Here is a 24,776-nt window from a genome sequence, read left to right on the forward strand (position 1 = left end):
AAATGACAGTAATTGATTTTACAGCAGAAGTAGAAAAACGCAAAGAAGACCTCTTGGCTGACTTGTTTAGCCTTTTGGAAATCAACTCAGAACGTGATGACAGCAAGGCTGATGCCCAGCATCCATTTGGACCTGGTCCAGTAAAAGCCTTGGAGAAATTCCTTGAAATCGCAGACCGTGATGGCTATCCAACTAAGAATGTTGATAACTATGCAGGACATTTTGAGTTTGGTGATGGAGAAGAAGTTCTCGGAATCTTTGCCCATATGGATGTGGTGCCTGCTGGTAGCGGTTGGGACACAGATCCATATACACCAACTATCAAAGATGGTCGCCTTTATGCGCGTGGTGCTTCTGATGATAAGGGACCTACAACAGCTTGTTACTATGGCTTGAAAATCATCAAAGAATTGGGCCTTCCAACTTCTAAGAAAGTCCGCTTCATCGTGGGAACAGACGAAGAATCAGGCTGGGCAGACATGGACTACTACTTCGAGCACGTAGGACTTGCAAAACCAGACTTCGGTTTCTCTCCAGACGCTGAATTCCCTATCATCAACGGTGAAAAAGGAAACATTACTGAATACCTCCACTTTGCAGGCGAAAATACAGGTGCTGCCCGTCTTCATAGCTTTACAGGTGGTTTGCGTGAAAACATGGTGCCTGAATCAGCAACAGCAGTTGTTTCAGGCGACTTGGCTGACTTGCACGCTAAATTAGATGCCTTTGTTGCAGAACACAAACTCAGAGGAGAAATTTACGAAGAGACTGGTCAATACAAGGTGACCATCATTGGTAAATCAGCCCATGGTGCTATGCCTGCTTCAGGTGTTAATGGTGCGACTTACCTTGCCCTCTTCCTCAGCCAGTTTGACTTTGCTGGACCTGCAAAAGACTACCTTGACATCGCTGGAAAAATTCTTTTGAACGACCATGAGGGTGAAAGTCTCAAGATTGCTCATGTGGACGAAAAGATGGGTGCCCTTTCTATGAATGCAGGCGTCTTCCGCTTTGATGAAACAAGTGCTGACAATACGATTGCCCTTAACATCCGCTATCCAAAAGGAACCAACCCAGAGCAAATCAAGTCAATTCTTGAAAACTTGCCAGTTGCTTCTGTTAGCCTCTCTGAACACGGTCACACGCCTCACTATGTACCAATGGAAGATCCGCTTGTGCAAACCTTGTTGAATGTCTATGAAAAACAAACTGGTCTTAAAGGTCACGAGCAAGTCATCGGTGGTGGTACTTTTGGTCGCTTGCTCGAACGCGGAGTTGCCTACGGTGCCATGTTCCCAGACTCAATTGACACCATGCACCAAGCCAATGAATTTATCGCCTTGGACGATCTTTTCCGAGCAGCAGCAATCTATGCCGAAGCTATTTACGAATTGATCAAATAAAACGATAGAAGTCTGAGATTGTATGCTTAGACTTCTTTTTGGAGGGAAAGTAGATGTCTCAAATTGAAAGAATCAAGCAGGCTATTATGTCAGATCCACAAAATGCCAGCTATACAAAGCGTGGCATTGAGCCTCTCTTTGCAGTGCCAAAGACAGCTCGCATCAATATCATCGGTCAGGCACCGGGACTTAAAACCCAAGAAGCAGGCCTTTACTGGAAGGACAAAAGTGGTGACCGCTTGCGGGACTGGCTAGGTGTGGATGAAGATACCTTTTACAATTCAGGTTATTTTGCTGTTTTGCCTATGGATTTCTACTTTCCAGGCCATGGCAATTCAGGTGACCTGCCACCGCGAGCGGGTTTTGCTGAAAAATGGCATCCTCAGCTCTTGAAAGAATTGCCTGATATTCAGCTAACCCTCTTGATTGGACAATATGCTCAAGCCTACTATTTACAGGAAAAAATTAGTGGCAAGGTGACAGAACGGGTAAAACATTACCAGAACTACTTGCCAACCTATTTTCCACTAGTTCACCCCTCGCCGCGAAATCAAATCTGGATGGCCAAAAATCCTTGGTTTGAGTCAGAAGTGGTGCCAGATTTGAAAAAAAGAATTAAAACTATTTTAGGAGAAAAAGAATGAAAGAAATTTCCTTTGACGCATTTTACCAGCTTTACCAAAACGACCAACTTTCTCTAGTAGACGTGAGAGAAGTGGATGAGTTTGAATCTCTTCATTTAGAAGGTGCCCACAACCTACCGCTGAGTCAATTAGCTGATACTTATGATCAATTGGACAAGGATCAGTTACATTATGTTATTTGTAAATCTGGAATGAGATCGGCGCGTGCTTGTCAATTCCTAGCTGAACAAGGTTATGAGGTTATCAATGTTCAAGGTGGCATGATGGCCTTTGAAGAACTTTAAAAATTTTCAATTCTCCTACTTGGTGTGGACTAGGTAGGAGAATTTTATTTTTAGATAATTCTCATTTTTAAGAATCTTGAAAACATTCAATATTTACTTCGTGAAGCTTTTTTCATACTCCTATTCATGATATACTAGGTCAGTATTTTATAAATATGAAGGAGATTTACATGGCTAAAAAAGGTGCCCTAACAGGTTTACTCCTGTTTGGAATATTTTTTGGTGCGGGAAACTTGATTTTTCCGCCTTCTCTGGGTGCTCTATCTGGAGAACATTTTCTTCCTGCCATCGCAGGTTTTGTCTTTTCAGGCGTCGGTATCGCCGTCTTGACCCTTATTATTGGAACGCTAAATCCTAAAGGATATATCTACGAGATTTCAACAAAGATAGCGCCTTGGTTTGCGACTCTTTACCTCTCAGTTCTTTACTTGTCAATCGGTCCATTCTTTGCTATCCCACGTACAGCTACAACAGCTTACGAAGTAGGGATTAGCCCCCTTTTGTCGGATGCAAATAAAGGGCTTGGCTTGATTGTCTTTACCGTGCTTTACTTTGCAGCGGCGTATTTAATCTCGCTTAATCCATCAAAAATCTTGGACCGTATCGGCCGTATCTTAACGCCAGTCTTTGCGATTTTGATCGTTATCTTGGTTGTTTTAGGAGCTTTCAAATATGGTGGAACAAGTCCTCAAGCTGCTTCAGCTGCTTATCAAGCTTCTGCCTTTGGGACAGGTTTCCTAGAAGGTTACAATACCTTGGATGCCCTTGCTTCAGTTGCCTTTAGCGTAATCGCAGTTCAAACCTTGAAACAACTTGGATTTTCAAGTAAGAAAGAATACATTTCAACTATTTGGGTGGTTGGGATCGTTGTTGCCCTTGCTTTCAGTGCTCTTTACATCGGTTTAGGTTTCCTTGGAAATCATTTCCCAGTACCAGCTGAGGCGATGAAGGGTGGAACACCAGGTGTTTACATCTTGTCACAAGCGACTCAAGAAATCTTTGGTTCAACAGCTCAACTCTTCCTTGCAGCTATGGTTACCGTAACCTGCTTCACAACAACAGTTGGTTTGATTGTGTCAACAGCTGAGTTCTTTAATGAACGCTTCCCACAAATCAGCTACAAGGTTTATGCGACAGCCTTTACCTTGATTGGATTTGCCATTGCTAATTTGGGTCTTGATGCGATTATCAAGTACTCCATTCCAGTACTGGTTATCTTGTACCCAATCACGATTGCTATCGTTATGATTGTCATTGTCAACAAATTTGTAGCTCTTTCAAAACCAGGTATGCAGTTGACAATTGCTGTGGTTACAGCTATTGCTATTGCAAGCGTATTAGGAAGCTCGTTTAAGGTTGAGTTTCTTGCGAATCTTGTCAACGCTCTTCCTTTTGCCAAGGCATCACTCCCATGGTTAGTACCAGCCGTTGTCGGAATCTTGCTCTCATTGGTTCTACCAAATAAGCAAGAAAGCGATGTTTTTGAAATGGAATAATCACTAAAATCACTTTTGTAGTCAAGTCTACAGGAGTGATTTTCTTTTTTAGTCCGATGATAAATGTGTTATAATAGGTAGCAAAAGAGGTGAAGAAATGAATCAAACAGTAGAATATATTAAAGAACTGACAGCCATTGCGTCGCCAACAGGCTTCACTCGGGAGGTTTCGGACTATTTAGTCAAGACTCTAGAAGGTTTTGGTTACCAGCCGGTTCGCACAGCTAAGGGTGGTGTCAATGTGACCATCAAAGGTCAAAATGATAAGGAGCATCGCTATGTGACTGCCCATGTGGATACGCTGGGTGCTATTGTCCGTGCTGTCAAATCAGATGGCCGTCTCAAAATGGACCGTATCGGTGGTTTCCCTTGGAACATGATTGAAGGAGAAAACTGTACCGTTCATGTGGCTAGCACAGGTGAAAAAGTATCAGGAACCATCCTCATCCACCAGACTTCTTGCCATGTCTATAAGGATGCAGGAACTGCAGAACGCACGCAGGACAATATGGAAGTGCGTTTGGATGTAAAAGTGACCAATGAAAAAGAAACTCGTGCCTTGGGGATTGAGGTCGGTGATTTTATCAGCTTTGATCCACGAACTGTCGTGACAGAGACAGGTTTTATCAAGTCTCGTCATTTGGATGATAAGGTCAGCGCAGCGATCTTGCTTAACCTGCTTCGTATTTATAAGGAAGAGAAGATTGAATTGCCCGTAACAACTCATTTTGATTTTTCAGTCTTTGAAGAAGTGGGGCATGGTGCTAATTCTAACATTCCTGCTCAGGTAGTAGAATATCTGGCTGTGGATATGGGAGCTATGGGAGATGACCAGCAAACAGACGAATATACAGTGTCTATCTGTGTCAAGGATGCTTCTGGACCTTATCACTACGACTTCCGTCAACACTTGGTTGCTTTGGCTAAAGAGCAAGATATTCCATTTAAGCTGGATATCTATCCATTTTATGGTTCGGACGCTTCAGCAGCTATGTCTGCAGGGGCAGAAGTCAAACACGCCCTTCTCGGTGCTGGTATCGAGTCTAGCCACTCATATGAGCGCACTCATATTGACTCGGTGGTCGCAACGGAACGTATGGTTGATGCTTATCTTAAGAGCATATTGGTAGACTAATATGTGTTTGATTTGCCAGAGAATTGAGCTCATTAAAGCTGGGGAAAATCCCTACTTTGTGAGAGAACTAGAAACAGGCTATCTTGTGATTGGAGATCACCAGTATTTTGCAGGCTATAGTCTCTTTCTAGCCAAGGAACACGTCACCGAATTGCATCATTTAGAGAAGGAAACTAGAATCCGTTTTCTAGAGGAAATGAGTTTAGTCCAAGAGGCAGTTGCCAAGGCCTTTACTGCCGAGAAAATGAATATCGAACTGCTAGGAAATGGTGATGCCCATCTTCATTGGCATCTGTTTCCTAGACGAAGAGGTGATATGAATGGTCACGGTCTCAAGGGACGTGGTCCAGTCTGGTGGGTTCCCTTTGAAGAAATGACAGCAGAAACCTGCCAAGTAAAACCTGATGAGATTAAACAATTAGTCAAACGTTTATCGCCAGAAGTAGACAACCTATTAGAAATAAAGGAGTAGAAATGAAAAAAAGATACCTTGTCTTGACAGCCTTGCTAGCCTTGAGTCTAGCAGCTTGTTCACAAGAAAAAGCAAAAAATGAAGATGGAGCAGCTAAGACAGAACAAACAGCTAAAGCTGATGGAACAGTCGGAAATAAGACTCAAGAAGCCACCCAGAAAAAAGCAGAAGTGGTTAATAAAGGTGACTACTACAGTATTCAAGGGAAATACGATGAAATTATCGTAGCAAATAAACACTATCCATTATCTAAAGACTACAATCCAGGGGAAAATCCAACAGCCAAGGCTGAGTTGGTCAAACTCATCAAAGCGATGCAAGAGGCAGGCTTCCCAATTAGTGATCAATACAGTGGTTTTAGAAGTTACGAGACTCAGACTAAGCTCTATCAAGATTATGTCAATAAAGATGGAAAGGCTGCAGCAGACCGTTACTCTGCCCGCCCTGGCTATAGCGAGCACCAGACAGGCTTGGCCTTTGATGTGATTGGGACAAATGGTGATTTGGTGACAGAAGAAAAAGCGGCCCAATGGCTCTTGGACCATGCGGCTGATTATGGTTTTGTTGTCCGTTATCTTAAAGGTAAGGAAAAGGAAACAGGCTATATGGCTGAGGAATGGCACCTTCGTTATGTCGGAAAAGAGGCTAAAGAGATTGCAGCTAGTGGCCTCAGTTTGGAAGAGTATTTCGGCTTTGAAGGTGGAGATTACGTCGATTAAAAAATAAACTTTTCTCTTGCAATTCCAGATAAATAGTGTATAATAGATGAGTATGTGTAAAGCATACTTGTGGGAGGTAAAAATCTTTAATTACCGCCAAAACCACAAAGGAGGATTTAAAAATGGCTAAAAAAGTCGAAAAACTTGTAAAATTGCAAATCCCTGCTGGTAAAGCTACACCAGCTCCACCGGTTGGACCTGCTCTTGGTCAAGCTGGTATCAACATCATGGGATTCACAAAAGAGTTCAACGCTCGTACAGCTGACCAAGCTGGTATGATCATTCCAGTTGTTATCTCAGTTTACGAAGATAAATCATTTACTTTCATCACTAAAACACCACCAGCTGCTGTTCTTTTGAAAAAAGCTGCAGGTGTTGAAAAAGGATCAGGTACACCTAACAAAACTAAAGTTGCTACAGTTACTCGTGCACAAGTACAAGAAATTGCAGAAACTAAGATGCCAGATTTGAACGCAGCAAACGTAGAGTCTGCAATGCGTATGATCGAAGGTACTGCTCGTTCTATGGGATTCACTGTTGTTGACTAATCAATAACACGGTAGAAAATCTCACAGCAGTCTATTAGTTGCTTTTCATACTAGGCAAGTGACTGATGCTTGTACTTGAGTACAGCAAGGGAGCTTAACGAAGTAGGAAAAGAAAAATAATAGACTGAAAACCCGCAAGACTTCATCATTTCGAGAAGTGACGTGGGAGATGAAAATCGATTGAACCACTTACAAGGAGAATAGAAAATGGCTAAAAAAAGCAAACAACTTCGTGCTGCTCTTGAGAAAATCGACAGCACAAAAGCATACAGCGTAGAAGAAGCTGTAGCACTTGCAAAAGAAACTAACTTTGCAAAATTTGACGCAACTGTAGAAGTTGCTTACAACTTGAACATCGACGTTAAAAAAGCTGACCAACAAATCCGTGGAGCAATGGTATTGCCAAACGGTACTGGTAAAACTTCACGCGTTCTTGTTTTCGCACGTGGTGCAAAAGCTGAAGAAGCAAAAGCTGCTGGTGCAGACTTTGTTGGTGAAGATGACCTTGTTGCTAAAATCAACGACGGTTGGTTGGACTTCGACGTAGTTATCGCTACACCTGATATGATGGCTCTTGTTGGACGTCTTGGACGTGTCCTTGGGCCACGTAACTTGATGCCAAACCCTAAAACTGGTACTGTAACTATGGATGTTGCTAAAGCAGTTGAAGAGTCTAAAGGTGGTAAAATTACTTACCGTGCTGACCGTGCAGGTAACGTTCAAGCAATCATCGGTAAAGTATCATTTGAAGCTGAAAAATTGGTTGAAAACTTCAAAGCTTTCAACGAAACAATCCAAAAAGCAAAACCAGCTACAGCTAAAGGAACTTACGTAACAAACTTGACTATCACAACTACTCAAGGTGTTGGTATCAAAGTTGACGTAAACTCACTTTAATCAGTAGTTTATATCAGAGAACGAGTACGAAAGTGCTCGTTTTTTTAGGTACGACGGACATTTCGTTCATCTGAGGTGTAAGTCCTCTGTGGGTACCATATACTAGTAAACCCAAAAGTGATTCCCAAGCCTGACTATTGTGAGTAGCTGATCGAACGGCATTAGGATAGACTATTTAAGTTTGACGTTGGAAATAATAATCGGCAGAGAAAGAGATAGAGAAATCTTGGCTATACGAATAGGCACGTAATAGTAAAGCGTAGATAGCGGATAAGGAGGCCAGCAACTCTAAAGTACAAATATGTTGTCGTAACCTATATGCGTAAACTACGTGAGCAATTGAATTCGAACTAGAGAGTTAATTAATAGATTTATGCTATAATCATGGCAGACTGTATGCGTTTGATTATAGTTCATCAAAAACTAGATTAGAATTGTTAGATAATATCATTTTATGTTATAATGAAGAAAAAACAGAGGTGTTCAAATGTCAGAAGCAGGTCATAAGTTTTTAGCAAAATTGGGGAAAAAACGCTTACGTCCAGGTGGAAAACGTGCCACAGATTGGTTAATTGCAGAAGGAGGATTTTCAAAAGAAAAGAGAATACTAGAAGTTGCGTGCAATAGGGGAACTACAGCAATTGAGTTGGCACAGCGTTTTGGTTGTAAGATAACTGCTGTTGATATGGATGGACAAGCTTTAGAAGTGGCTAAAAAATCTGCTGAAACGGCAGGTGTTGGTCATTTGATTAGGTTTGAAAGAGCAAATGCAATGAAACTTCCTTATGAAGATGCTAGTTTTGATATTGTTATAAATGAAGCTATGCTGACTATGCAAGCCGATCAAGCTAAGAAAAAATGTGTAATGGAATATCTAAGGGTTTTAAAACCAGGAGGTCTTCTTTTGACACATGATGTGCTTCTTAAGGAAGCTAAAGAGTCTGTCAGACAGGAATTGTCGCAAGCAATTCATGTAAATGTAGGTCCTTTAACTCAAGATGGTTGGGAAGAGGTGATGATAGAATCAGGTTATCGTGATGTGAAAGTATTGACTGGTGAAATGACATTAATGAAATTATCAGGTATGATTTATGACGAAGGTTGGCTAGGAACTTTGAAAATTTGCGTAAATGCTTGTAAAAAGGAGAATAGAAAGCAGTTTTTAACTATGTATAAAATGTTTGATAAGAATAAAAAGAACTTGGGATTTATTGCTATGGCTGGTCATAAATCGTCAAATCGTTAGATAATTATTGAAGTTAACTTTTCCTTTTTTCTTTCTTAAAAAATATGCTATAATAGAGAGTAAAAACTTTGAAAGAAAGAAAAAGATGAATTTAAAAGATTATATTGCAACAATTGAAAATTATCCAAAGGAAGGGATTACCTTCCGTGATATCAGTCCTTTGATGGCTGATGGGAATGCTTACAGCTATGCTGTTCGTGAAATCGTTCAGTATGCGACTGACAAGAAAATTGACATGATTGTAGGTCCTGAAGCTCGTGGTTTTATCGTGGGCTGTCCAGTTGCCTTTGAGTTGGGAATTGGTTTTGCACCTGTTCGTAAACCAGGTAAATTGCCACGCGAAGTTATTTCTGCTGACTACGAAAAAGAATACGGTGTTGATACCTTGACTATGCATGCTGATGCCATCAAGCCAGGTCAACGTGTTCTTATTGTGGATGACCTCTTGGCAACAGGTGGAACTGTTAAGGCAACCATCGAGATGATTGAAAAACTTGGTGGTGTTGTAGCAGGTTGTGCCTTCCTTGTTGAATTGGATGAATTGAACGGCCGTGAAAAAATCGGTGACTACGATTACAAAGTTCTTATGCATTATTAATGAAAAACAGTCCCTAGGGCTGTTTTCTCTACATTAGGATATAAAAATAGACTATAGCTAGTTAGAGAAAAAGTATAATTGAAAACTATATCTTCTTGCAGTATAATAAAAGGACTAAGTGTTTGAGATTTAGTTTCATACTCAATGAAAATCAAAGAGCAAACTAGGAAACTAGCCGTAGGCTGTACTTGAGTACGGAAAGGCAACGTTGACGCGGTTTGAAGAGATTTTCGAAGAGTTTCAAACATATGCAATGATTCCTGAAAGAGTACAGTTAGGAGAGGGTTATGCCGATTCGAATTGATAAAAAATTGCCAGCTGTTGAGATTTTACGGACAGAGAATATCTTTGTCATGGATGATCAACGTGCGGCCCACCAAGATATCCGTCCCTTGAAGATTTTAATTTTAAATCTCATGCCACAGAAAATGGTCACAGAAACCCAGTTGTTGCGCCATTTGGCCAATACACCCCTGCAACTGGATATTGATTTTCTCTATATGGAAAGCCATCGTTCTAAGACAACTCGTTCAGAGCACATGGAGACCTTTTATAAAACTTTTCCTGAAGTTAAGGACGAGTATTTTGATGGGATGATTATCACGGGTGCTCCAGTTGAGCATTTACCATTTGAGGAAGTGGACTATTGGGAGGAATTCAGTCAGGTAATCGAGTGGTCCAAGACCCATGTCTATTCGACCCTTCATATCTGTTGGGGTGCTCAGGCGGGACTCTATCTGCGTTATGGAGTGGAAAAATACCAGATGGACAGTAAGTTATCGGGTATCTATCCTCAGGACACCTTAAAAGAGGGCCATCTTCTTTTTAGAGGCTTTGACGATAGCTATGTATCCCCTCATTCACGGCACACGGAGATTTCCAAGGAAGAGATCTTAAATAAAACCAATCTTGAGATTTTATCAGAAGGACCTCAGGTTGGGGTTTCGATTTTGGCCAGTCGTGATTTGCGAGAAATTTATAGTTTTGGGCATTTGGAATATGACCGTGATACCTTGGCAAATGAATATTTCCGAGATCGTGATGCTGGTTTGGATCCTCATATTCCAGAAAATTACTTTAAGGATGATGATGTCAACCAGACACCTTGTCTTTGTTGGTCTTCATCAGCAGCCCTCTTTTTCAGTAACTGGGTGAACTATGCGGTCTATCAGGAAACCCCTTTTGACTGGAGAAAAATAGAAGATGATGCATCCGCATTTGGGTATTTATAAGAGGAATTATGACATATTTAGACGCTTTTAAATCAGGGAACTTGGTTTTACCGAGTGCCCTTCTCTTGCATTTTAAGGAACTCTTTCCGTCTAGCGATGATTTTCTGGTCTGGCAATTTTTCTATTTGCAAAATACGACAGGTTTGGATGAAATGTCGCCAAGCCAGATTGCTGAAAGGATTGGCAAGGAAATTTCGGATGTCAATCAGGCCATTTCCAATCTGACGGAAAGGGGTCTGCTTCAGTATCGAACCATCGAATTGAATGGTGAAATTGAATTGCTTTTTGATGCAAGTTTGGCTCTGGAACGTTTGGATGACTTGCTTGGAGCTACTCATTCAAGTTCAGACCAGTTGACACCTCAAAATCAGCTCAAGGATTTGGTAGAAACCTTCCAGCAGGAATTGGGACGCTTGTTGACGCCTTTTGAGATTGAGGATTTGACCAAGACACTAAAGGAAGATGGAACCAGTGCTGACTTGATTAAGGAAGCCCTTCGTGAAGCTGTTTTGAATGGAAAACCAAACTGGAAGTACATTCAGGCGATTTTGAGAAATTGGCGCCATGAAGGTATCAAAAGCGTGGCTCAAATTGAGGCTAAGCGAGCAGAGAGAGAAGCAAGCAATCCTCAGTTGACACAGGTATCTGCAGATTTCCGAAATGCCATGGATCTCTGGAAGGATTAATCCATGTAAGCAATCTTGAAATCCGAGTAAGATTTGCAAGCTGTGTCTAATTGTGATAAAATAAATAGAAAATAAATTGAAAAAAGAGGTATGTGAAATGTCACGTAAACCATTTATCGCTGGTAACTGGAAAATGAACAAAAATCCAGAAGAAGCTAAAGCATTCGTTGAAGCAGTTGCATCAAAACTTCCTTCATCAGATCTTGTTGAAGCAGGTATCGCGGCTCCAGCTCTTGATTTGACAACTGTTCTTGCTGCTGCAAAAGGCTCAAACCTTAAAGTTGCTGCTCAAAACTGCTACTTTGAAAATGCAGGTGCTTTCACTGGTGAAACAAGCCCACAAGTTTTGAAAGAAATCGGTACAGACTACGTTGTTATCGGTCACTCAGAACGCCGTGACTACTTCCATGAAACTGACGAAGACATCAACAAAAAAGCAAAAGCAATCTTTGCAAACGGTATGCTTCCAATCATCTGTTGTGGTGAGTCACTTGAAACTTACGAAGCTGGTAAAGCTGCTGAGTTTGTAGGTGCTCAAGTATCGGCTGCATTGGCTGGATTGACTGCTGAACAAGTTGCTGCATCAGTTATCGCTTATGAGCCAATCTGGGCTATCGGTACTGGTAAATCAGCTTCACAAGACGACGCACAAAAAATGTGTAAAGTTGTTCGTGACGTTGTAGCTGCTGACTTCGGTCAAGAAGTTGCAGACAAAGTTCGTGTTCAATACGGTGGTTCTGTTAAACCTGAAAACGTTGCTTCATACATGGCTTGCCCAGACGTTGACGGTGCCCTTGTTGGTGGTGCGTCACTTGAAGCTGAAAGCTTCTTGGCATTGCTTGACTTTGTAAAATAATCGACTCTTTATTAACATTATTTGGTTGAAGAAAAGCTAAAATCGAGAAAGGACAAATATCGTCCTTTCTTTTTTGCTATTAAAGAGGCTAATGTAGACAATTTTATTCGAACTCTTCCTGGTGCTTATAACATGGAGATGAACCAAGACTCCAGCAATATTTCCCTCGGGCAAAAACAACTGTTGATCATCGCGCTTGCTATTTTAGCTAATCCTAAAATTCTCATTTTGGATGAAGCGACTTCCTCTGTTGATACCCGTTTGGAACTCTTGATTCAAAAAGCTATGAAATGCTTGATGAAAGGAAGGAACAGTTTTGTCATCGCCCGCTGTCTCTCGACCATTCAAGAAGTAAATGTGATTCTCGTTCTTAAGGATGGATAGATTATTGAGCAGGGAAATCACGAAAGTGTACTCCAAGCGAAAGTTTTTTATTATGATCTTTACCATAGCCAATTTTCAAGTAAATCTTATAAAGTAAGCTAATCAGAACTAACTAAACTTTTCTTAAATTATCAGTCTATTGCAACTTTTCTCATGTGAGTCATTTGGCTTGCTATTGGTTTTCCTTAGTAGTATACTAAGGTAGTAATCATTAAGAAGTGGTTACAAATAATAATGAATGAGGTAAAATAAAATGGTAGAATTGAAAAAAGAAGCAGTAAAAGACGTAACATCATTAACAAAAGCAGCGCCAGTAGCATTGGCAAAAACAAAGGAAGTCTTGAACCAAGCTGTTGCTGATTTGTATGTAGCTCACGTTGCTTTGCACCAAGTGCACTGGTACATGCGTGGTCGTGGTTTCCTTGTATGGCATCCAAAAATGGATGAGTATATGGAAGCTCTTGATGGCCAATTGGATGAAATCAGTGAGCGTTTGATCACGCTTGGTGGAAGCCCATTCTCTACTTTGACAGAATTCCTTCAAAACAGTGAAATCGAAGAAGAAGCTGGTGAATACCGTAATGTTGAAGAAAGCTTGGAACGTGTTCTTGCTATCTACCGTTACTTGTCAGAACTCTTCCAAAAAGGTTTGGATGTCACTGATGAAGAGGGTGATGATGTGACAAACGGTATCTTCTCAGATGCTAAAACTGAAACTGATAAAACAATCTGGATGCTTGCCGCAGAACTTGGACAAGCACCTGGTTTGTAAGATAAATGCATCCCTTTCTATCATGAGTTTCTGTATCACTACTCATGATAAACTATCTTTTAAAAATCATGTAGCAGACAAAGTTACATGATTTTTTCTTTGCTTCTCCGGCGACTCATTTGTCAAAATGCTGATTTTAAGGTATAATAGTTGCTGTTCGAGAAATTTTGATTTTCAAAGAATAGTGAATGATGATAAGGAGAAACCATGAACAAGCTACCAAATTGCCCAAAATGTAACTCAGAGTATGTCTACGAAGACGGTGCCCTACTGGTTTGCCCAGAGTGTGCTTATGAGTGGAATCCTGCTGAAGTTGCAGATGTAGAAGAGGGCCTTGTTGCTATCGATGCCAACGGAAATAAATTGGCTGACGGTGATACAGTCACTCTCATCAAGGACTTAAAAGTAAAAGGTGCGCCAAAAGATTTGAAACAAGGGACGCGCGTGAAAAATATTCGCATCGTAGAAGGCGACCACAATATCGATTGTAAAATTGATGGTTTTGGTGCCATGAAACTCAAATCTGAGTTTGTGAAGAAAATTTAAGCATGTCAAAGCACTACAAACTTGTATTTTATAGCCGTATCTTCTTGTTTCTAGCGGCTTTTACGGGAGTTTATCTTGAAATCGCCAAGCATGGTGGCTTTGGGATGCTTCTCTACTATACGGTTCTGTCCAACCTTTTAGTCGCGATTTTTACGCTCTATCTCCTAAAGGTTATGAGCCGTTTAGGTGAAGACTGGCAAAGACCAAGTCTTTTGCGCTTAAAAGGTGGAGTCACCATGAGTATCATGATTACCTGTGTGATTTACCATTTCCTATTAGCGCCTATTGCAACTAATTTCTATACCCTAGAAAATTTCCTTTGCCACTATATCGTTCCCCTCTGGTTTTTAGCAGATACCCTCTTTTTTGACAAACAGGGTCAATACAAGATTTGGGATCCAGTTGTGTGGACGATTTTACCCTTGCTTTATATGATTTTTGCTCTTTTTAATGGCTTGGTACTGAAACTTGATGTTCCTAATTCTAAGGTCAGTCCCTTCCCTTACTTCTTTTTGAATGTGAACAAGGGGTGGGATGTCGTGTTCAAGTGGTGTCTGATTATCTTTGTTGCCTATATGGTGGCAGGATTTATCTTCTACTTTATCAAGCAAATCAAGAGAAAGTCATCCTAAGATACAAGGGATTCATTTTCGAGTTTAAGAAGGAGTCTGTACACCAAAGAGGCTTCTTCTTTTCTTGCTTGTTTGATAACTATCAAAAAAGTAGAAGATTGAGAGAAATATAGAAAGAAATTTCATGAAACAATTTTTAGAACGGGCCAGTATTTTGGCTCTCTCCCTCGTTTTGATTACATCCTTTTCCATCTCGAGTGCCCTGCCAGCTATGTTTGACTATTATCAAGGCTACCCTAAGGAACAAATTGAGCTCTTGGCGAGCTTGCCTTCCTTCGGGATCATGATTATGTTACTACTAAATGGCATCTTAGAAAAAATATTTCCTGAGCGCTTACAGATTAGTTTGGGCTTGCTGATTTTATCACTGAGTGGAACAGCACCCTTTTGGTATCAAGCCTATCCCTTTGTCTTTGGAACACGGATTCTTTTTGGTTTGGGTGTTGGGATGATCAATGCTAAGGCCATTTCTATTATCAGTGAACGCTATCAAGGAAAAACGCGGATTCAGATGTTGGGGCTACGCGGTTCTGCAGAGGTTGTCGGAGCTTCTCTCATTACCTTGGCAGTCGGTCAGTTGTTGGCCTTTGGTTGGACAGCTACCTTCCTAGCCTATAGTGCTGGATTTTTGGTGCTGACCCTTTATCTGCTCTTTGTCCCTTATGGAAAGGAAAAGAAAGAAGTCAAGAAAAAGGAGAAGGAAGCAAGTCGCTTAACTCGGGAAATGAAAGGCTTGATTTTTATCCTAGCTATCGAAGCGGCAGTTGTAGTTTGTACCAATACGGCTATTACTATTCGTATTCCAAGTTTGATGGTGGAAAGAGGACTGGGAGATGTCCAGTTATCTAGTTTTGTTCTTAGTGTCATGCAGTTGATTGGGATTGTGGCTGGTGTGAGTTTTTCTTTCTTGATTTCTATCTTTAAAGAGAAACTGCTCCTCTGGTCTGGTATTACCTTCGGCTTAGGGCAAATCGTGATTGCCCTGTCTCCATCCTTGTGGGTGGTAGTGGCAGGAAGCATTCTTGCTGGTTTTGCCTACAGTGTAGCCTTGACGACGGTTTTTCAACTTGTCTCTGAACGAATTCCAGCTAAACTCCTCAATCAAGCAACTTCATTTGCAGTTTTAGGCTGTAGTTTCGGAGCCTTTACGACTCCATTCGTTCTAGGTGCAATTGGCTTACTAACACAAAATGGGGTGTTGGTCTTTGCTATCTTAGGATCTTGGTTGATTATCACCTCTATCTTTGTCATGTACTTACTTCAAAAGAGAGCTTAGGATTGGTTTCCTAAGTTTTTCTTTTTGTGAATTTTGTACCCAGACAGTATTTGTTTTAGAACCTTGTTTACAGATTATTTTCTTGATAAAATAGAAGTTATGACGAGATATAAAGCAACTATTTCCTATGATGGTTATGCCTTTACTGGTTTTCAGCGCCAGCCTCATTCACGTAGCGTTCAGGAAGAAATTGAAAAAACCTTGACTAAGTTAAATAAAGGGCAAGCCATTACTGTTCACGGTGCTGGTAGGACTGATAGTGGGGTTCATGCTTTGGGACAGGTTATTCATTTTGACCTACCTTATCAGATGGATGAGGAAAAGCTCCGTTTTGCTCTAGACACTCAGTCCCCTGAAGATATTGATGTGATTTCAATTGAGCTCGTGACGGATGATTTTCATTGTCGTTATGCCAAGCATAGCAAGACCTATGAGTTTATCGTAGACAGGGGCCGTCCCAAAAATCCTATGCGCCGTTACTATGCCACTCACTTTCCCTATCCACTCGATGTGGAACGGATGCAGATGGCAATCAAAAAGCTAGAGGGAACCCATGATTTTACCGGTTTTACAGCCTCTGGGACTAGTGTAGAGGATAAGGTTCGCACCATTACAGAAGCTAGTCTCAGGGTTGATGAGACAGGCCAGTTTTTGACCTTTACCTTTTCAGGAAATGGTTTCTTGTATAAGCAGATTCGCAATATGGTGGGGACACTGCTCAAAATCGGAAATAATCGTATGCCAGTGGAGCAGATTGACCTCATCTTGGAGAAAAAGGACAGGCAACTTGCAGGTCCCACTGCAGCACCAAATGGTTTGTATTTAAAGGAGATTCGTTATGAAGAATAATCGTATTTTAGCACTTTCTGGAAATGACATTTTTAGTGGTGGTGGCCTGTCAGCTGATCTGGCTACCTATACCTTGAACGGCTTGCATGGTTTTGTAGCAGTGACTTGCTTGACAGCCTTGACAGAAAAAGGATTTGAAGTCTTTCCAACTGACGATATCATTTTTCAACATGAATTAGATAGCTTGCGTGATGTGGAGTTTGGGGGGATTAAGATTGGTCTTCTACCAACTGTCAGTGTGGCTGAGAAGGCTTTGGACTTTATCAAGCAACGCCCAGGAGTTCCTGTGGTATTGGACCCTGTCTTGGTCTGCAAGGAAACGCACGATATAGCTGTCAGTGAACTCTGCCAAGAGCTGATTCGCTTTTTCCCTCATGTCAGTGTGATTACGCCTAATCTTCCTGAAGCAGAATTACTAGCAGATCAAGAGATTAAAACCCTTGAAGATATGAAAACTGCAGCTCAGAAATTACATGACTTAGGAGCGCCAGCAGTCATTATCAAGGGAGGCAATCGCCTTAGTCAGGACAAGGCTGTAGATGTCTTTTATGATGGACAAAACTTTACAGTCCTAGAAAATCCTGTCATCCAAGGGCAAAATGCTGGTGCAGGTTGTACCTTTGCCTCCAGCATTGCAAGTCACCTAGTCAAAGGTGATGAACTTTTACCAGCAGTAGAAAGCTCTAAGGCTTTCGTTTATCGTGCCATTGCACAAGCAGATCAGTATGGAGTAAGACAATATGAAGCAAACCAAAACAACTAAAATTGCCCTTGTATCCCTATTAACCGCCCTCTCTGTGGTTCTAGGTTATTTCTTAAAAATTCCAACACCGACAGGCATTCTAACTCTTTTAGATGCGGGTGTCTTCTTTACGGCCTTCTACTTTGGTAGCCGTGAAGGGACTGTAGTAGGAGGACTAGCAGGTTTCTTGATTGATCTCTTATCAGGCTACCCTCAGTGGATGTTCTTTAGCTTGGTCAACCATGGCTTGCAGGGATTTTTCGCAGGATTTAAAGGAAAAACTCAGTGGTTAGGCCTTATCTTAGCAACGATTGCCATGGTAGGGGGTTACGCCTTGGGTTCTACATTGATGAATGGCTGGGCTGCAGCCCTACCAGAAATTCTACCAAATTTCATGCAAAATATGGTAGGGATGATTGTAGGATTTATTCTTAGTCAAAGTATCAAGAAGATTAAGTAAAGAGGCTGAGTCAAAAGTATTTCAAATAAGAAAAACGCATAGTATCAGGTGTTGAAAGATTGATACTATGCGTTTTATTGTGGGAAGATTTTTGAAGAATTTTAATCAAAATAAAGCAAGTCTTTGCTGGTGCTTGTAAAGAGGTTGAAGCCATCCTTGGTAACAACACCGCAGTCTTCAATACGGACACCGACTTTACCAGGGATATAGATACCTGGTTCAACAGAGAAGCACATGCCTTCTTCGATGACCATGTCGTTTCCTTCCATGATAGATGGGAATTCGTGGACATCCATACCGATACCGTGACCAAGACGGTGGTTGAAGTACTCGCCGTAACCAGCTTTTTCAATGACTTCACGAGCAGCGCGGTCCACTTCATGAGCAGTCACACCCGGCTTGATAAAGTCAAGAGCAGCTTGTTGGGCTTCAAGGGTCAAGTTGTAAATGTCTTTCTTGAATTGGTCAGGTTTGCCGACTGCTACTGTACGAGTCATGTCTGATGCGTAACCGTTGACCAGAACACCAAGGTCAAAGAGGAGAAGAGCATCATTTTCAACCTTGTTAGCTGCTGGAATACCGTGTGGATTTGCAGCATTATCACCAGTCAAGACCATGGTATCAAAACTCATTTCATAGCCTTCACGTTTCATGGCAAAGTCGATTTGAGCGATGATATCTGTCTCAGTCTTATCAAGAGAAATATTTTCAAAACCAACATTAACAGCCCTGTCCGCATAGAGACCTGCAACCATCATTTTTTGCACTTCGTCAGCTGATTTGATGAGGCGCATACGTTGGATACGAGGAGTGAGGTTTTCAAACTCAGCAGTTTCAAAAACGGTTTTTAAACCATGATATTTGGTCAAGATGAGATTGTCAAACTCGACTGCAACACGTTTGAAGTCAAGTTGTGGAAGAGCATGTTTCATTTTTTGCCATGGATTTTCAGAATCCACATAGCCCACAACTGGGAAGGAAACAGTGCTACTTGCACGCTCAACCTCAAGGGCTGGGACAAAGAGGAGGGGTTCCTGATCTGCTAGGACAAAAAGGAACATTTGGCGTTCATGGGGATCACTGTAAAAGCCAGTGAGGTAATTGATTGTGACGGGGTCAGATACGACAGCGACGTCTAGTTTTTCTGATTCAAGATATGCTACGATTTGTTGTAATTTAGACATATGCTACCTTCTTTCTACCCCTCTATTTTGGCAAAAAATGAGAGAAAATGCAAGGGAGAAGGGTAAAAGAAAAGACAAAAAGAACTCCGACAAGATAACGGGGTTCTTTGATATAGTTTCACTTTGTTTAAGAAAAGTCAGCCTTGCTTTTGACGTCGCTGTATTCCTCAGCGATTTCTTGGCTGAGAATGTCCTCATAGGCAGGGAGTTGGATGTCCTGACCATATTTCTTCTTGAGGGCAGTAGTGACTAGGCGATAAGCTAGATTGGCATTACGAGATAGGATAGGCCCGTGGAAGTAGGAACCAAAGACATTCTTATAATGAACCCCTTCACCGACTTTTTCCTCGTTGTTTCCATTTCCATAGACAACCTGTCCCAGTGGTTTTTGATCATCTGAGAGGAAGGTGCGGCCCTGATGATTCTCAAATCCGTAGTAGGTTTCATCGAAATCTTCATTATGAATCTTGATGTCCCCGATAAAACGGTTATTGGTCTGGTTGAGGGTATAGTGGCCCATGACCCCTAGCCCTTCGATGCGTTTGCCTGAAGCTTCAACATAATATTGCCCCAATAGTTGGAAACCACCGCAGATAGCCAGAACCACACCGTCATTTTGGATGTAGTTGTCAATGCTCTCTTTTTTAGCAGGTAGGTCGTCCGCAATAATACTTTGTTCAAAGTCTTGACCGCCACCGAAAAAGGCAATGTCGTAGTGATTTTCATCAAAGTTATCATGGAGAGAAACGATGTCAACCGTCACATGGGCTCCCAGTTTTTCAGCCACATACTTAAGCATGAGGATGTTTCCATTGTCCCCATAGGTATTCATGAGATTTCCATAGAGGTGGGCAATGTTGAGCTGATAGGGGTAATTGCCAGCTTTTGAGGAAAGTGAAGTATAAACCATTAGTTCATCTCCTTTCTAACAATCTGACGACTAGCCAGCAGTTCGCGGAATTCCAGCATAGCAGTATAGGTAGCCAGAATATAAGCATGCTTACAATCTTGGTTTTCAATGGTTTTAAGAACTTGTTCCAGACTACTTGTTTCAGTGATTTTCTCAGCTGGATAGCCTGTTACTCGTAGACGACGTGCAATTTCAGAATGACGCACACCGCCAGCGTTGATTTCAGGGATGTCCATGTCAGTGATTTGTTCAAAATCAGCATCCCAGATCCAACTGGTATCAATTCCATCTGCATAGTTAGCGTTAAGAAGGACTGATAGGCTAAATGGATAAGGAGCTAGTTTAATCATTTCGATAGCTTGGGTTGCACCGACTGGATTTTTAATCAAGACGAGGGTACATTCCTTGTCACCGATATGGAAGGTTTCTTGACGTCCAAAGACAGCACGGCTCTTATCAAATCCCTGCTTGATGAGTTGCGAATCTGCGCCGAGGAAACGGGCGATAGCAACCGCAGCTAGGGCGTTGTAGATATTGTAGAGACCACCGATTTGGATACCATATTCTTGTCCGTCAATAACAAAGCGAGAGCGATTGTTGGTCAACTCAACTAGTTCTGTCAAGCGATAGTCGAGATCAGGACGTTTACATCCGCAGCCTTCACAGATATAGGCACCCAAGTTTGCATAGGTATTGTGCTCATATTTGAGGATGCCTTGGCAGTCAGGACAGAGAATCCCTTCTGTATTATAGTGAGCCAGCTGGGCTGGGCCTTTCTCCAAGTCAAAACCAAAATACTGTACAGGATTTGGAATAGCTGGCTTGTAGAAAAGTGGACTGTCTCCATTAAGGAGAACAGTAGCCGTAGGCACCTTACGAATAGCATCCAAAATCATCTTGTAAGTTGTGTAAATCTCACCATAGCGGTCCATCTGGTCACGGAAGATATTGGTGATAACAAATAAGCTTGGCTGGATATAGTCACAGATACGAGATAGACTGGCTTCATCGATTTCTAGAACGGCAATATTTTTCCCAGTTTTAGAAGATTTGGCTGTTAAGAAGGTCGTTGCAATCCCTGTGATCATGTTGGCACCGCTTGGGTTGGTCAGAACTTGACCATAAACCTCTTTTAAAATGCCGACAGTGAGGGCAGTTGTCAGGGTTTTTCCGTTGGTTCCAGTGACCACGACAATCTCGTAGTTCTTAGCTAGGTTTTGTAAAATATCTTTATCAAATTGAAGGGCAAGTTTTCCTGGGAGCGTACTTCCACGGCCAAGATGGCTCAAAACGAAGTGGGAAGAACGCCCAGCAAGAAGGCCCAAAGTAGTTTTTAATTTCATGTTTCTATTATATCATAAAAGAGGGAAAAGACAGATTTGATACTCAATGAAAATCAAAGAGCAAACTAGGAAGCTAGCCGCAGGTTGCTCAAAGTACCGCTTTGAGGTTGCAGATAAAGCTGACGTGGTTTGAAGAGATTTTCGAAGAGTATGAGATTTCGCAGAAATGAAAACAGCCCTCAGAGGGCTGTTCGATACGATTAAATCTCAACTTAAATCGCAAACAAGTCATTCAAGTTCTCAGCCAAGGTTGGGTGAGTGAAGATTTGTTTTGTGAAGTAAGTGTAAGGAATCTTGTTGTCCATAGCAACAGTGATGATGTTGATGATTTCTTGAGAACCTTCTGAGAAGATGCTTGCTCCAAGAATTTCTTTTGTTTCAGTATTAACAACAGCTTTGAAAGCTCCGCGAAGGTCTCCGTTTACGTGACCACGAGGCATTGCTGCAACAGGAATTTCCTTAACGGCGTATGGAAGTTTCAAATCAGCTGCTTGGCTTTCAGTCAAACCAACTTGTGAAAGGGCAGGTGTGATAAACATGGTGTTTGGAACATTGAGACGGTCTTCAAGAGTGTAGCTGCCATCTCCAGCAAGGTAGCTGTAGACAACACGGAAGTCATCAAGTGAAATGTAAGTAAATTGAAGGCCACCATTGACATCTCCAACTGCAAAGACACCAGGAACGTTTGTTTGACAGTGTTTGTCTACTTTAATAGCACCACGTTCAGTTAGTTCAATATCTGTATTTTCAAGTTGAAGTGGTTCTACATTTGGTTTGCGTCCAGTTGCGTAGAGAAGGGCGTCGAAACGGTAAGTTTCATTTTCAGTTACGACAAGCACTTGGTCACCGTCGTTTTTGATTTCAGTAGTACGGATGTTTTGAAGCAATTCAATACCGTCTTCTTCCATGTATTGCTTAGCAAGAGCTGCAATGGAAGGTTCTGCACGAGGTAGGAAAGTATCCAAGGCATCTAGAACTGTAACCTTGCTTCCAAGTTTATTGTAAAGGCCGGCAAATTCAAGACCGATATTTCCACCACCAAGGACTCCAAGGTTTTCAGGCAATTTGTCCAAGTTTTGGATACCTGTTGAGTCAAAAACGTTCTTACTTGTAGCAAGTCCTGGGATTGGCAAGACGTTTGAAACAGCACCAGTATTGATGACGATTGTTTCAGCAGTCAGTTCTTTCTTTTCATCACCAGCTTGGATTTCGATGACTTTATTTGAAAGGAAGTGAGCTTCCGCATCAAAGATATCGACGCCAGTACCAGCAACAGTCGCATAGTTTTTACCGTTGAGGCGACCAGTGATAGTGTTTTTGGTAGCAATGACTTCTTCAAAAGACAAGTCTTTTTCAGCAGCAACTAGCAAAGTCTTAGTTGGGATACAACCAATGTTGATACAAGTTCCACCGTACATGGCTTTGCTACGTTCAATGAGGGCAACTTTTTTGCCAGCTGAAGCCAATTTACCAGCTAGTGTTTTACCAGCTTTACCAAATCCGATAACGATTAAATCATAAGTTAACATTTAGAGTTCCTCCTATTCGAATTTCATTCTAGCACAAGAAAAAAACTTTTGCACAATTCTGCTACGCTTTAAAAAAGTTTATGAAATAGTGGAAATTACAGCCTTACTTTCTCAGAAAAATCGTTTACATGACTTTATCGACGGATTTAACTATCTTTTGCTTCTCTCTTGTGTTATACTAGATAGGTTGCAAAGAAAACAGTACTTTTCTTTTGTGGAAAAGAAGCAACACGATTTTATATCCAGTATATGAAAATACGTCATAAAAAGAAAAGTATAAACTAAGCCCTATAGGGTGGCTTCGCACCACCTTTAGAAAGAAGAATAACGTGAAATTTAATGAATTAAACTTGTCTGCTGATTTGCTAGCAGAGATTGAAAAAGCTGGTTTTGTAGAAGCCAGTCCGATCCAAGAGCAAACTATTCCCTTGGCCCTTGAAGGCAAGGACGTTATCGGTCAAGCTCAGACTGGTACAGGAAAAACTGCAGCCTTTGGCTTGCCAACCCTTGAAAAAATCCGTACAGAAGAAGCGACCATTCAAGCTTTGGTTATCGCTCCAACACGTGAACTTGCTGTCCAAAGTCAAGAAGAACTCTTCCGTTTTGGTCGTAGCAAGGGAGTCAAAGTCCGTTCAGTATATGGCGGATCAAGCATTGAAAAACAAATTAAGGCTCTAAAATCTGGTGCCCATATCGTGGTGGGAACACCTGGTCGTCTCTTGGACTTGATTAAACGCAAGGCCTTGAAATTACAAGACATTGAAACCCTTATCCTTGACGAAGCGGATGAAATGCTCAACATGGGCTTCCTTGAAGACATTGAAGCGATCATCTCCCGTGTCCCTGAAAGCCGTCAAACCTTACTTTTCTCAGCAACAATGCCGGATGCTATCAAACGTATTGGTGTTCAGTTTATGAAAGAGCCTGAGCATGTCAAGATTGCGGCTAAGGAATTGACAACAGAATTGGTTGACCAGTACTATATCCGTGTTAAGGAACAAGAAAAATTTGATACTATGACCCGTCTTATGGATGTGGAACAGCCAGAACTTGCTATCGTATTTGGTCGTACAAAACGTCGTGTGGATGAATTGACTCGTGGACTGAAAATCCGTGGCTTCCGTGCAGAAGGAATTCATGGAGACCTAGACCAAAACAAACGTCTTCGTGTCCTTCGTGACTTTAAAAATGGCAATCTTGATGTTTTGGTTGCGACAGACGTTGCGGCGCGTGGCTTGGATATTTCAGGTGTGACCCATGTCTATAACTACGATATTCCACAAGATCCTGAAAGTTATGTTCACCGTATCGGTCGTACAGGTCGTGCTGGCAAGTCAGGTCAGTCTATTACTTTCGTATCACCAAATGAAATGGGCTACCTCCAAATCATTGAAAACTTAACCAAAAAACGCATGAAAGGTCTTAAACCTGCAAGTGCAGAAGAAGCCTTCCAAGCAAAAAAACACGTAGCTCTTAAGAAAATCGAGCGTGATTTTGCAGATGAGACTATCCGTGCCAACTTTGAGAAATTTGGTAAGGATGCTCGTAAGCTGGCTGCCGAATTTACTCCAGAAGAATTGGCAATGTATATCTTGAGTCTGACTGTTCAAGACCCAGATAGTCTTCCTGAAGTGGAGATTGCACGTGAAAAACCACTGCCATTTAAACCATCAGGTAATGGCTTCGGTGGTAAAGGTAAGGGAGGTCGTCGTGGAGATGACCGTCGTGATAATCGCCGTGGAGACAACCGTCGTGGTGGTCGTCGTGATGATTTCAAAAAAGGAAGTCGTGGCAATGATCGTTTTGATAAGGAAAAACGTTACCGTAAGGATAATAAAAAACCACGCAATACTTCAAGTGAAAAGCAAACAGGCTTTGTGATTCGTAACAAGGGCGATAAATAAGAAAAAGCGGTTCAAAATGAATCGCTTTT

26 protein-coding genes and 1 pseudogene are annotated in these 24,776 nt (G+C 41.6%); 23 read left to right on the forward strand and 4 right to left on the reverse strand.

Annotated features, from left to right (window positions below; genetic code table 11):
* The first annotated feature begins 2 nt into the window (after positions 1-2).
* The 22 genes and pseudogenes from pepV to D7D53_RS01575 all read left to right on the forward strand — a co-directional run bounded on the left by pepV (position 3) and on the right by D7D53_RS01575 (position 17,877).
* Positions 3-1,403, forward strand: a complete 1,401-nt coding sequence (pepV, locus tag D7D53_RS01465) for a dipeptidase PepV (RefSeq protein ID WP_120769906.1) — start codon at positions 3-5, stop codon at positions 1,401-1,403.
* Between the two features lie 53 nt (positions 1,404-1,456).
* Complete coding sequence (locus tag D7D53_RS01470) at positions 1,457-2,047, forward strand: uracil-DNA glycosylase family protein (RefSeq protein WP_120769907.1); 591 nt, start codon at positions 1,457-1,459, stop codon at positions 2,045-2,047.
* Positions 2,044-2,331, forward strand: coding sequence for a rhodanese-like domain-containing protein (locus D7D53_RS01475; protein ID WP_120769908.1), 288 nt, complete (start codon positions 2,044-2,046; stop codon positions 2,329-2,331). Before D7D53_RS01470 ends, D7D53_RS01475 begins: the two co-directional genes overlap by 4 nt.
* Before the next feature lie 170 nt (positions 2,332-2,501).
* The gene (gene brnQ, locus D7D53_RS01480) at positions 2,502-3,827 is read left to right on the forward strand and encodes a branched-chain amino acid transport system II carrier protein (RefSeq protein ID WP_033685412.1); all 1,326 of its coding nucleotides are present in this window, start codon (positions 2,502-2,504) and stop codon (positions 3,825-3,827) included.
* A 97-nt stretch (positions 3,828-3,924) separates the two neighbouring features.
* Entirely contained in the window at positions 3,925-4,962 is a 1,038-nt protein-coding gene (locus tag D7D53_RS01485; protein ID WP_049551994.1) for a M42 family metallopeptidase, read from the forward strand.
* Between the two features lies 1 nt (position 4,963).
* Positions 4,964-5,434 carry an HIT family protein gene (locus D7D53_RS01490; protein WP_042750444.1) on the forward strand — a complete coding sequence of 157 codons (471 nt, stop codon included), beginning with the start codon at positions 4,964-4,966 and terminating at the stop codon, positions 5,432-5,434.
* A gap of 2 nt (positions 5,435-5,436) precedes the next feature.
* Positions 5,437-6,153, forward strand: coding sequence for an LD-carboxypeptidase LdcB/DacB (gene ldcB, locus D7D53_RS01495; RefSeq protein ID WP_042750442.1), 717 nt, complete (start codon positions 5,437-5,439; stop codon positions 6,151-6,153).
* A gap of 122 nt (positions 6,154-6,275) precedes the next feature.
* Positions 6,276-6,701 carry a 50S ribosomal protein L11 gene (gene rplK / locus D7D53_RS01500; RefSeq protein ID WP_001085807.1) on the forward strand — a complete coding sequence of 142 codons (426 nt, stop codon included), beginning with the start codon at positions 6,276-6,278 and terminating at the stop codon, positions 6,699-6,701.
* A gap of 207 nt (positions 6,702-6,908) precedes the next feature.
* The gene (gene rplA, locus D7D53_RS01505) at positions 6,909-7,598 is read left to right on the forward strand and encodes a 50S ribosomal protein L1 (RefSeq protein WP_001085675.1); all 690 of its coding nucleotides are present in this window, start codon (positions 6,909-6,911) and stop codon (positions 7,596-7,598) included.
* 487 nt (positions 7,599-8,085) lie between these two features.
* On the forward strand, positions 8,086-8,844 hold the full coding sequence (locus D7D53_RS01510; protein ID WP_120769909.1) for a class I SAM-dependent methyltransferase: 759 nt from the start codon (positions 8,086-8,088) through the stop codon (positions 8,842-8,844).
* Between the two features lie 85 nt (positions 8,845-8,929).
* Entirely contained in the window at positions 8,930-9,442 is a 513-nt protein-coding gene (locus D7D53_RS01515; protein ID WP_001049318.1) for an adenine phosphoribosyltransferase, read from the forward strand.
* A 287-nt stretch (positions 9,443-9,729) separates the two neighbouring features.
* Positions 9,730-10,674: a homoserine O-acetyltransferase MetA gene (gene metA / locus D7D53_RS01520; RefSeq protein ID WP_120769910.1), complete on the forward strand. Its 945-nt coding sequence runs from the start codon at positions 9,730-9,732 to the stop codon at positions 10,672-10,674.
* Between the two features lie 8 nt (positions 10,675-10,682).
* A complete protein-coding gene (locus tag D7D53_RS01525; protein WP_120769911.1) occupies positions 10,683-11,360 on the forward strand; it encodes a DnaD domain-containing protein in 678 nt (225 codons plus the stop codon).
* 97 nt (positions 11,361-11,457) lie between these two features.
* Positions 11,458-12,216: a triose-phosphate isomerase gene (gene tpiA, locus D7D53_RS01530; protein ID WP_000087893.1), complete on the forward strand. Its 759-nt coding sequence runs from the start codon at positions 11,458-11,460 to the stop codon at positions 12,214-12,216.
* 75 nt (positions 12,217-12,291) lie between these two features.
* A pseudogene (locus tag D7D53_RS01535) lies at positions 12,292-12,702 on the forward strand (ATP-binding cassette domain-containing protein); the annotation flags it as partial.
* A gap of 151 nt (positions 12,703-12,853) precedes the next feature.
* On the forward strand, positions 12,854-13,372 hold the full coding sequence (locus D7D53_RS01540) for a Dps family protein (RefSeq protein WP_004237560.1): 519 nt from the start codon (positions 12,854-12,856) through the stop codon (positions 13,370-13,372).
* 207 nt (positions 13,373-13,579) lie between these two features.
* Positions 13,580-13,918: a zinc ribbon domain-containing protein YjdM gene (locus D7D53_RS01550; protein WP_120769912.1), complete on the forward strand. Its 339-nt coding sequence runs from the start codon at positions 13,580-13,582 to the stop codon at positions 13,916-13,918.
* 2 nt (positions 13,919-13,920) lie between these two features.
* Complete coding sequence (locus D7D53_RS01555; RefSeq protein WP_049492375.1) at positions 13,921-14,550, forward strand: Pr6Pr family membrane protein; 630 nt, start codon at positions 13,921-13,923, stop codon at positions 14,548-14,550.
* Positions 14,551-14,674: 124 nt separating this feature from the next.
* The gene (locus D7D53_RS01560; RefSeq protein ID WP_120769913.1) at positions 14,675-15,826 is read left to right on the forward strand and encodes an MFS transporter; all 1,152 of its coding nucleotides are present in this window, start codon (positions 14,675-14,677) and stop codon (positions 15,824-15,826) included.
* A gap of 99 nt (positions 15,827-15,925) precedes the next feature.
* The gene (gene truA / locus D7D53_RS01565; protein WP_120769914.1) at positions 15,926-16,675 is read left to right on the forward strand and encodes a tRNA pseudouridine(38-40) synthase TruA; all 750 of its coding nucleotides are present in this window, start codon (positions 15,926-15,928) and stop codon (positions 16,673-16,675) included.
* Positions 16,665-17,438: a bifunctional hydroxymethylpyrimidine kinase/phosphomethylpyrimidine kinase gene (locus D7D53_RS01570; protein ID WP_120769915.1), complete on the forward strand. Its 774-nt coding sequence runs from the start codon at positions 16,665-16,667 to the stop codon at positions 17,436-17,438. The genes truA and D7D53_RS01570 overlap by 11 nt, the downstream gene beginning before the upstream one ends.
* Complete coding sequence (locus D7D53_RS01575; protein ID WP_120769916.1) at positions 17,416-17,877, forward strand: ECF transporter S component; 462 nt, start codon at positions 17,416-17,418, stop codon at positions 17,875-17,877. The genes D7D53_RS01570 and D7D53_RS01575 overlap by 23 nt, the downstream gene beginning before the upstream one ends.
* Positions 17,878-17,978: 101 nt before the next feature.
* Here D7D53_RS01575 and D7D53_RS01580 read toward each other — a convergent pair whose 3' ends face one another.
* From D7D53_RS01580 to D7D53_RS01600, 4 genes are all read right to left on the reverse strand, one after another.
* Positions 17,979-19,061: a M24 family metallopeptidase gene (locus D7D53_RS01580; protein WP_120769917.1), complete on the reverse strand. Its 1,083-nt coding sequence runs from the start codon at positions 19,059-19,061 to the stop codon at positions 17,979-17,981.
* Positions 19,062-19,188: 127 nt separating this feature from the next.
* The gene (gene gatD / locus D7D53_RS01585) at positions 19,189-19,971 is read right to left on the reverse strand and encodes a lipid II isoglutaminyl synthase subunit GatD (protein ID WP_020902082.1); all 783 of its coding nucleotides are present in this window, start codon (positions 19,969-19,971) and stop codon (positions 19,189-19,191) included.
* On the reverse strand, positions 19,971-21,314 hold the full coding sequence (gene murT / locus D7D53_RS01590; protein ID WP_120769918.1) for a lipid II isoglutaminyl synthase subunit MurT: 1,344 nt from the start codon (positions 21,312-21,314) through the stop codon (positions 19,971-19,973). The genes gatD and murT overlap by 1 nt, the downstream gene beginning before the upstream one ends.
* Positions 21,315-21,526: 212 nt before the next feature.
* Positions 21,527-22,843, reverse strand: a complete 1,317-nt coding sequence (locus tag D7D53_RS01600) for an FAD-containing oxidoreductase (protein WP_084889397.1) — start codon at positions 22,841-22,843, stop codon at positions 21,527-21,529.
* A 329-nt stretch (positions 22,844-23,172) separates the two neighbouring features.
* On the opposite strand from D7D53_RS01600, the gene cshA reads away from it, so the two are divergent.
* Complete coding sequence (gene cshA / locus D7D53_RS01605) at positions 23,173-24,747, forward strand: degradosome RNA helicase CshA (RefSeq protein ID WP_061589876.1); 1,575 nt, start codon at positions 23,173-23,175, stop codon at positions 24,745-24,747.
* Positions 24,748-24,776: the final 29 nt, after the last annotated feature.

This window comes from Streptococcus gwangjuense (assembly GCF_003627155.1).
Classification (GTDB): Bacteria; Bacillota; Bacilli; order Lactobacillales; family Streptococcaceae; genus Streptococcus; species Streptococcus gwangjuensis.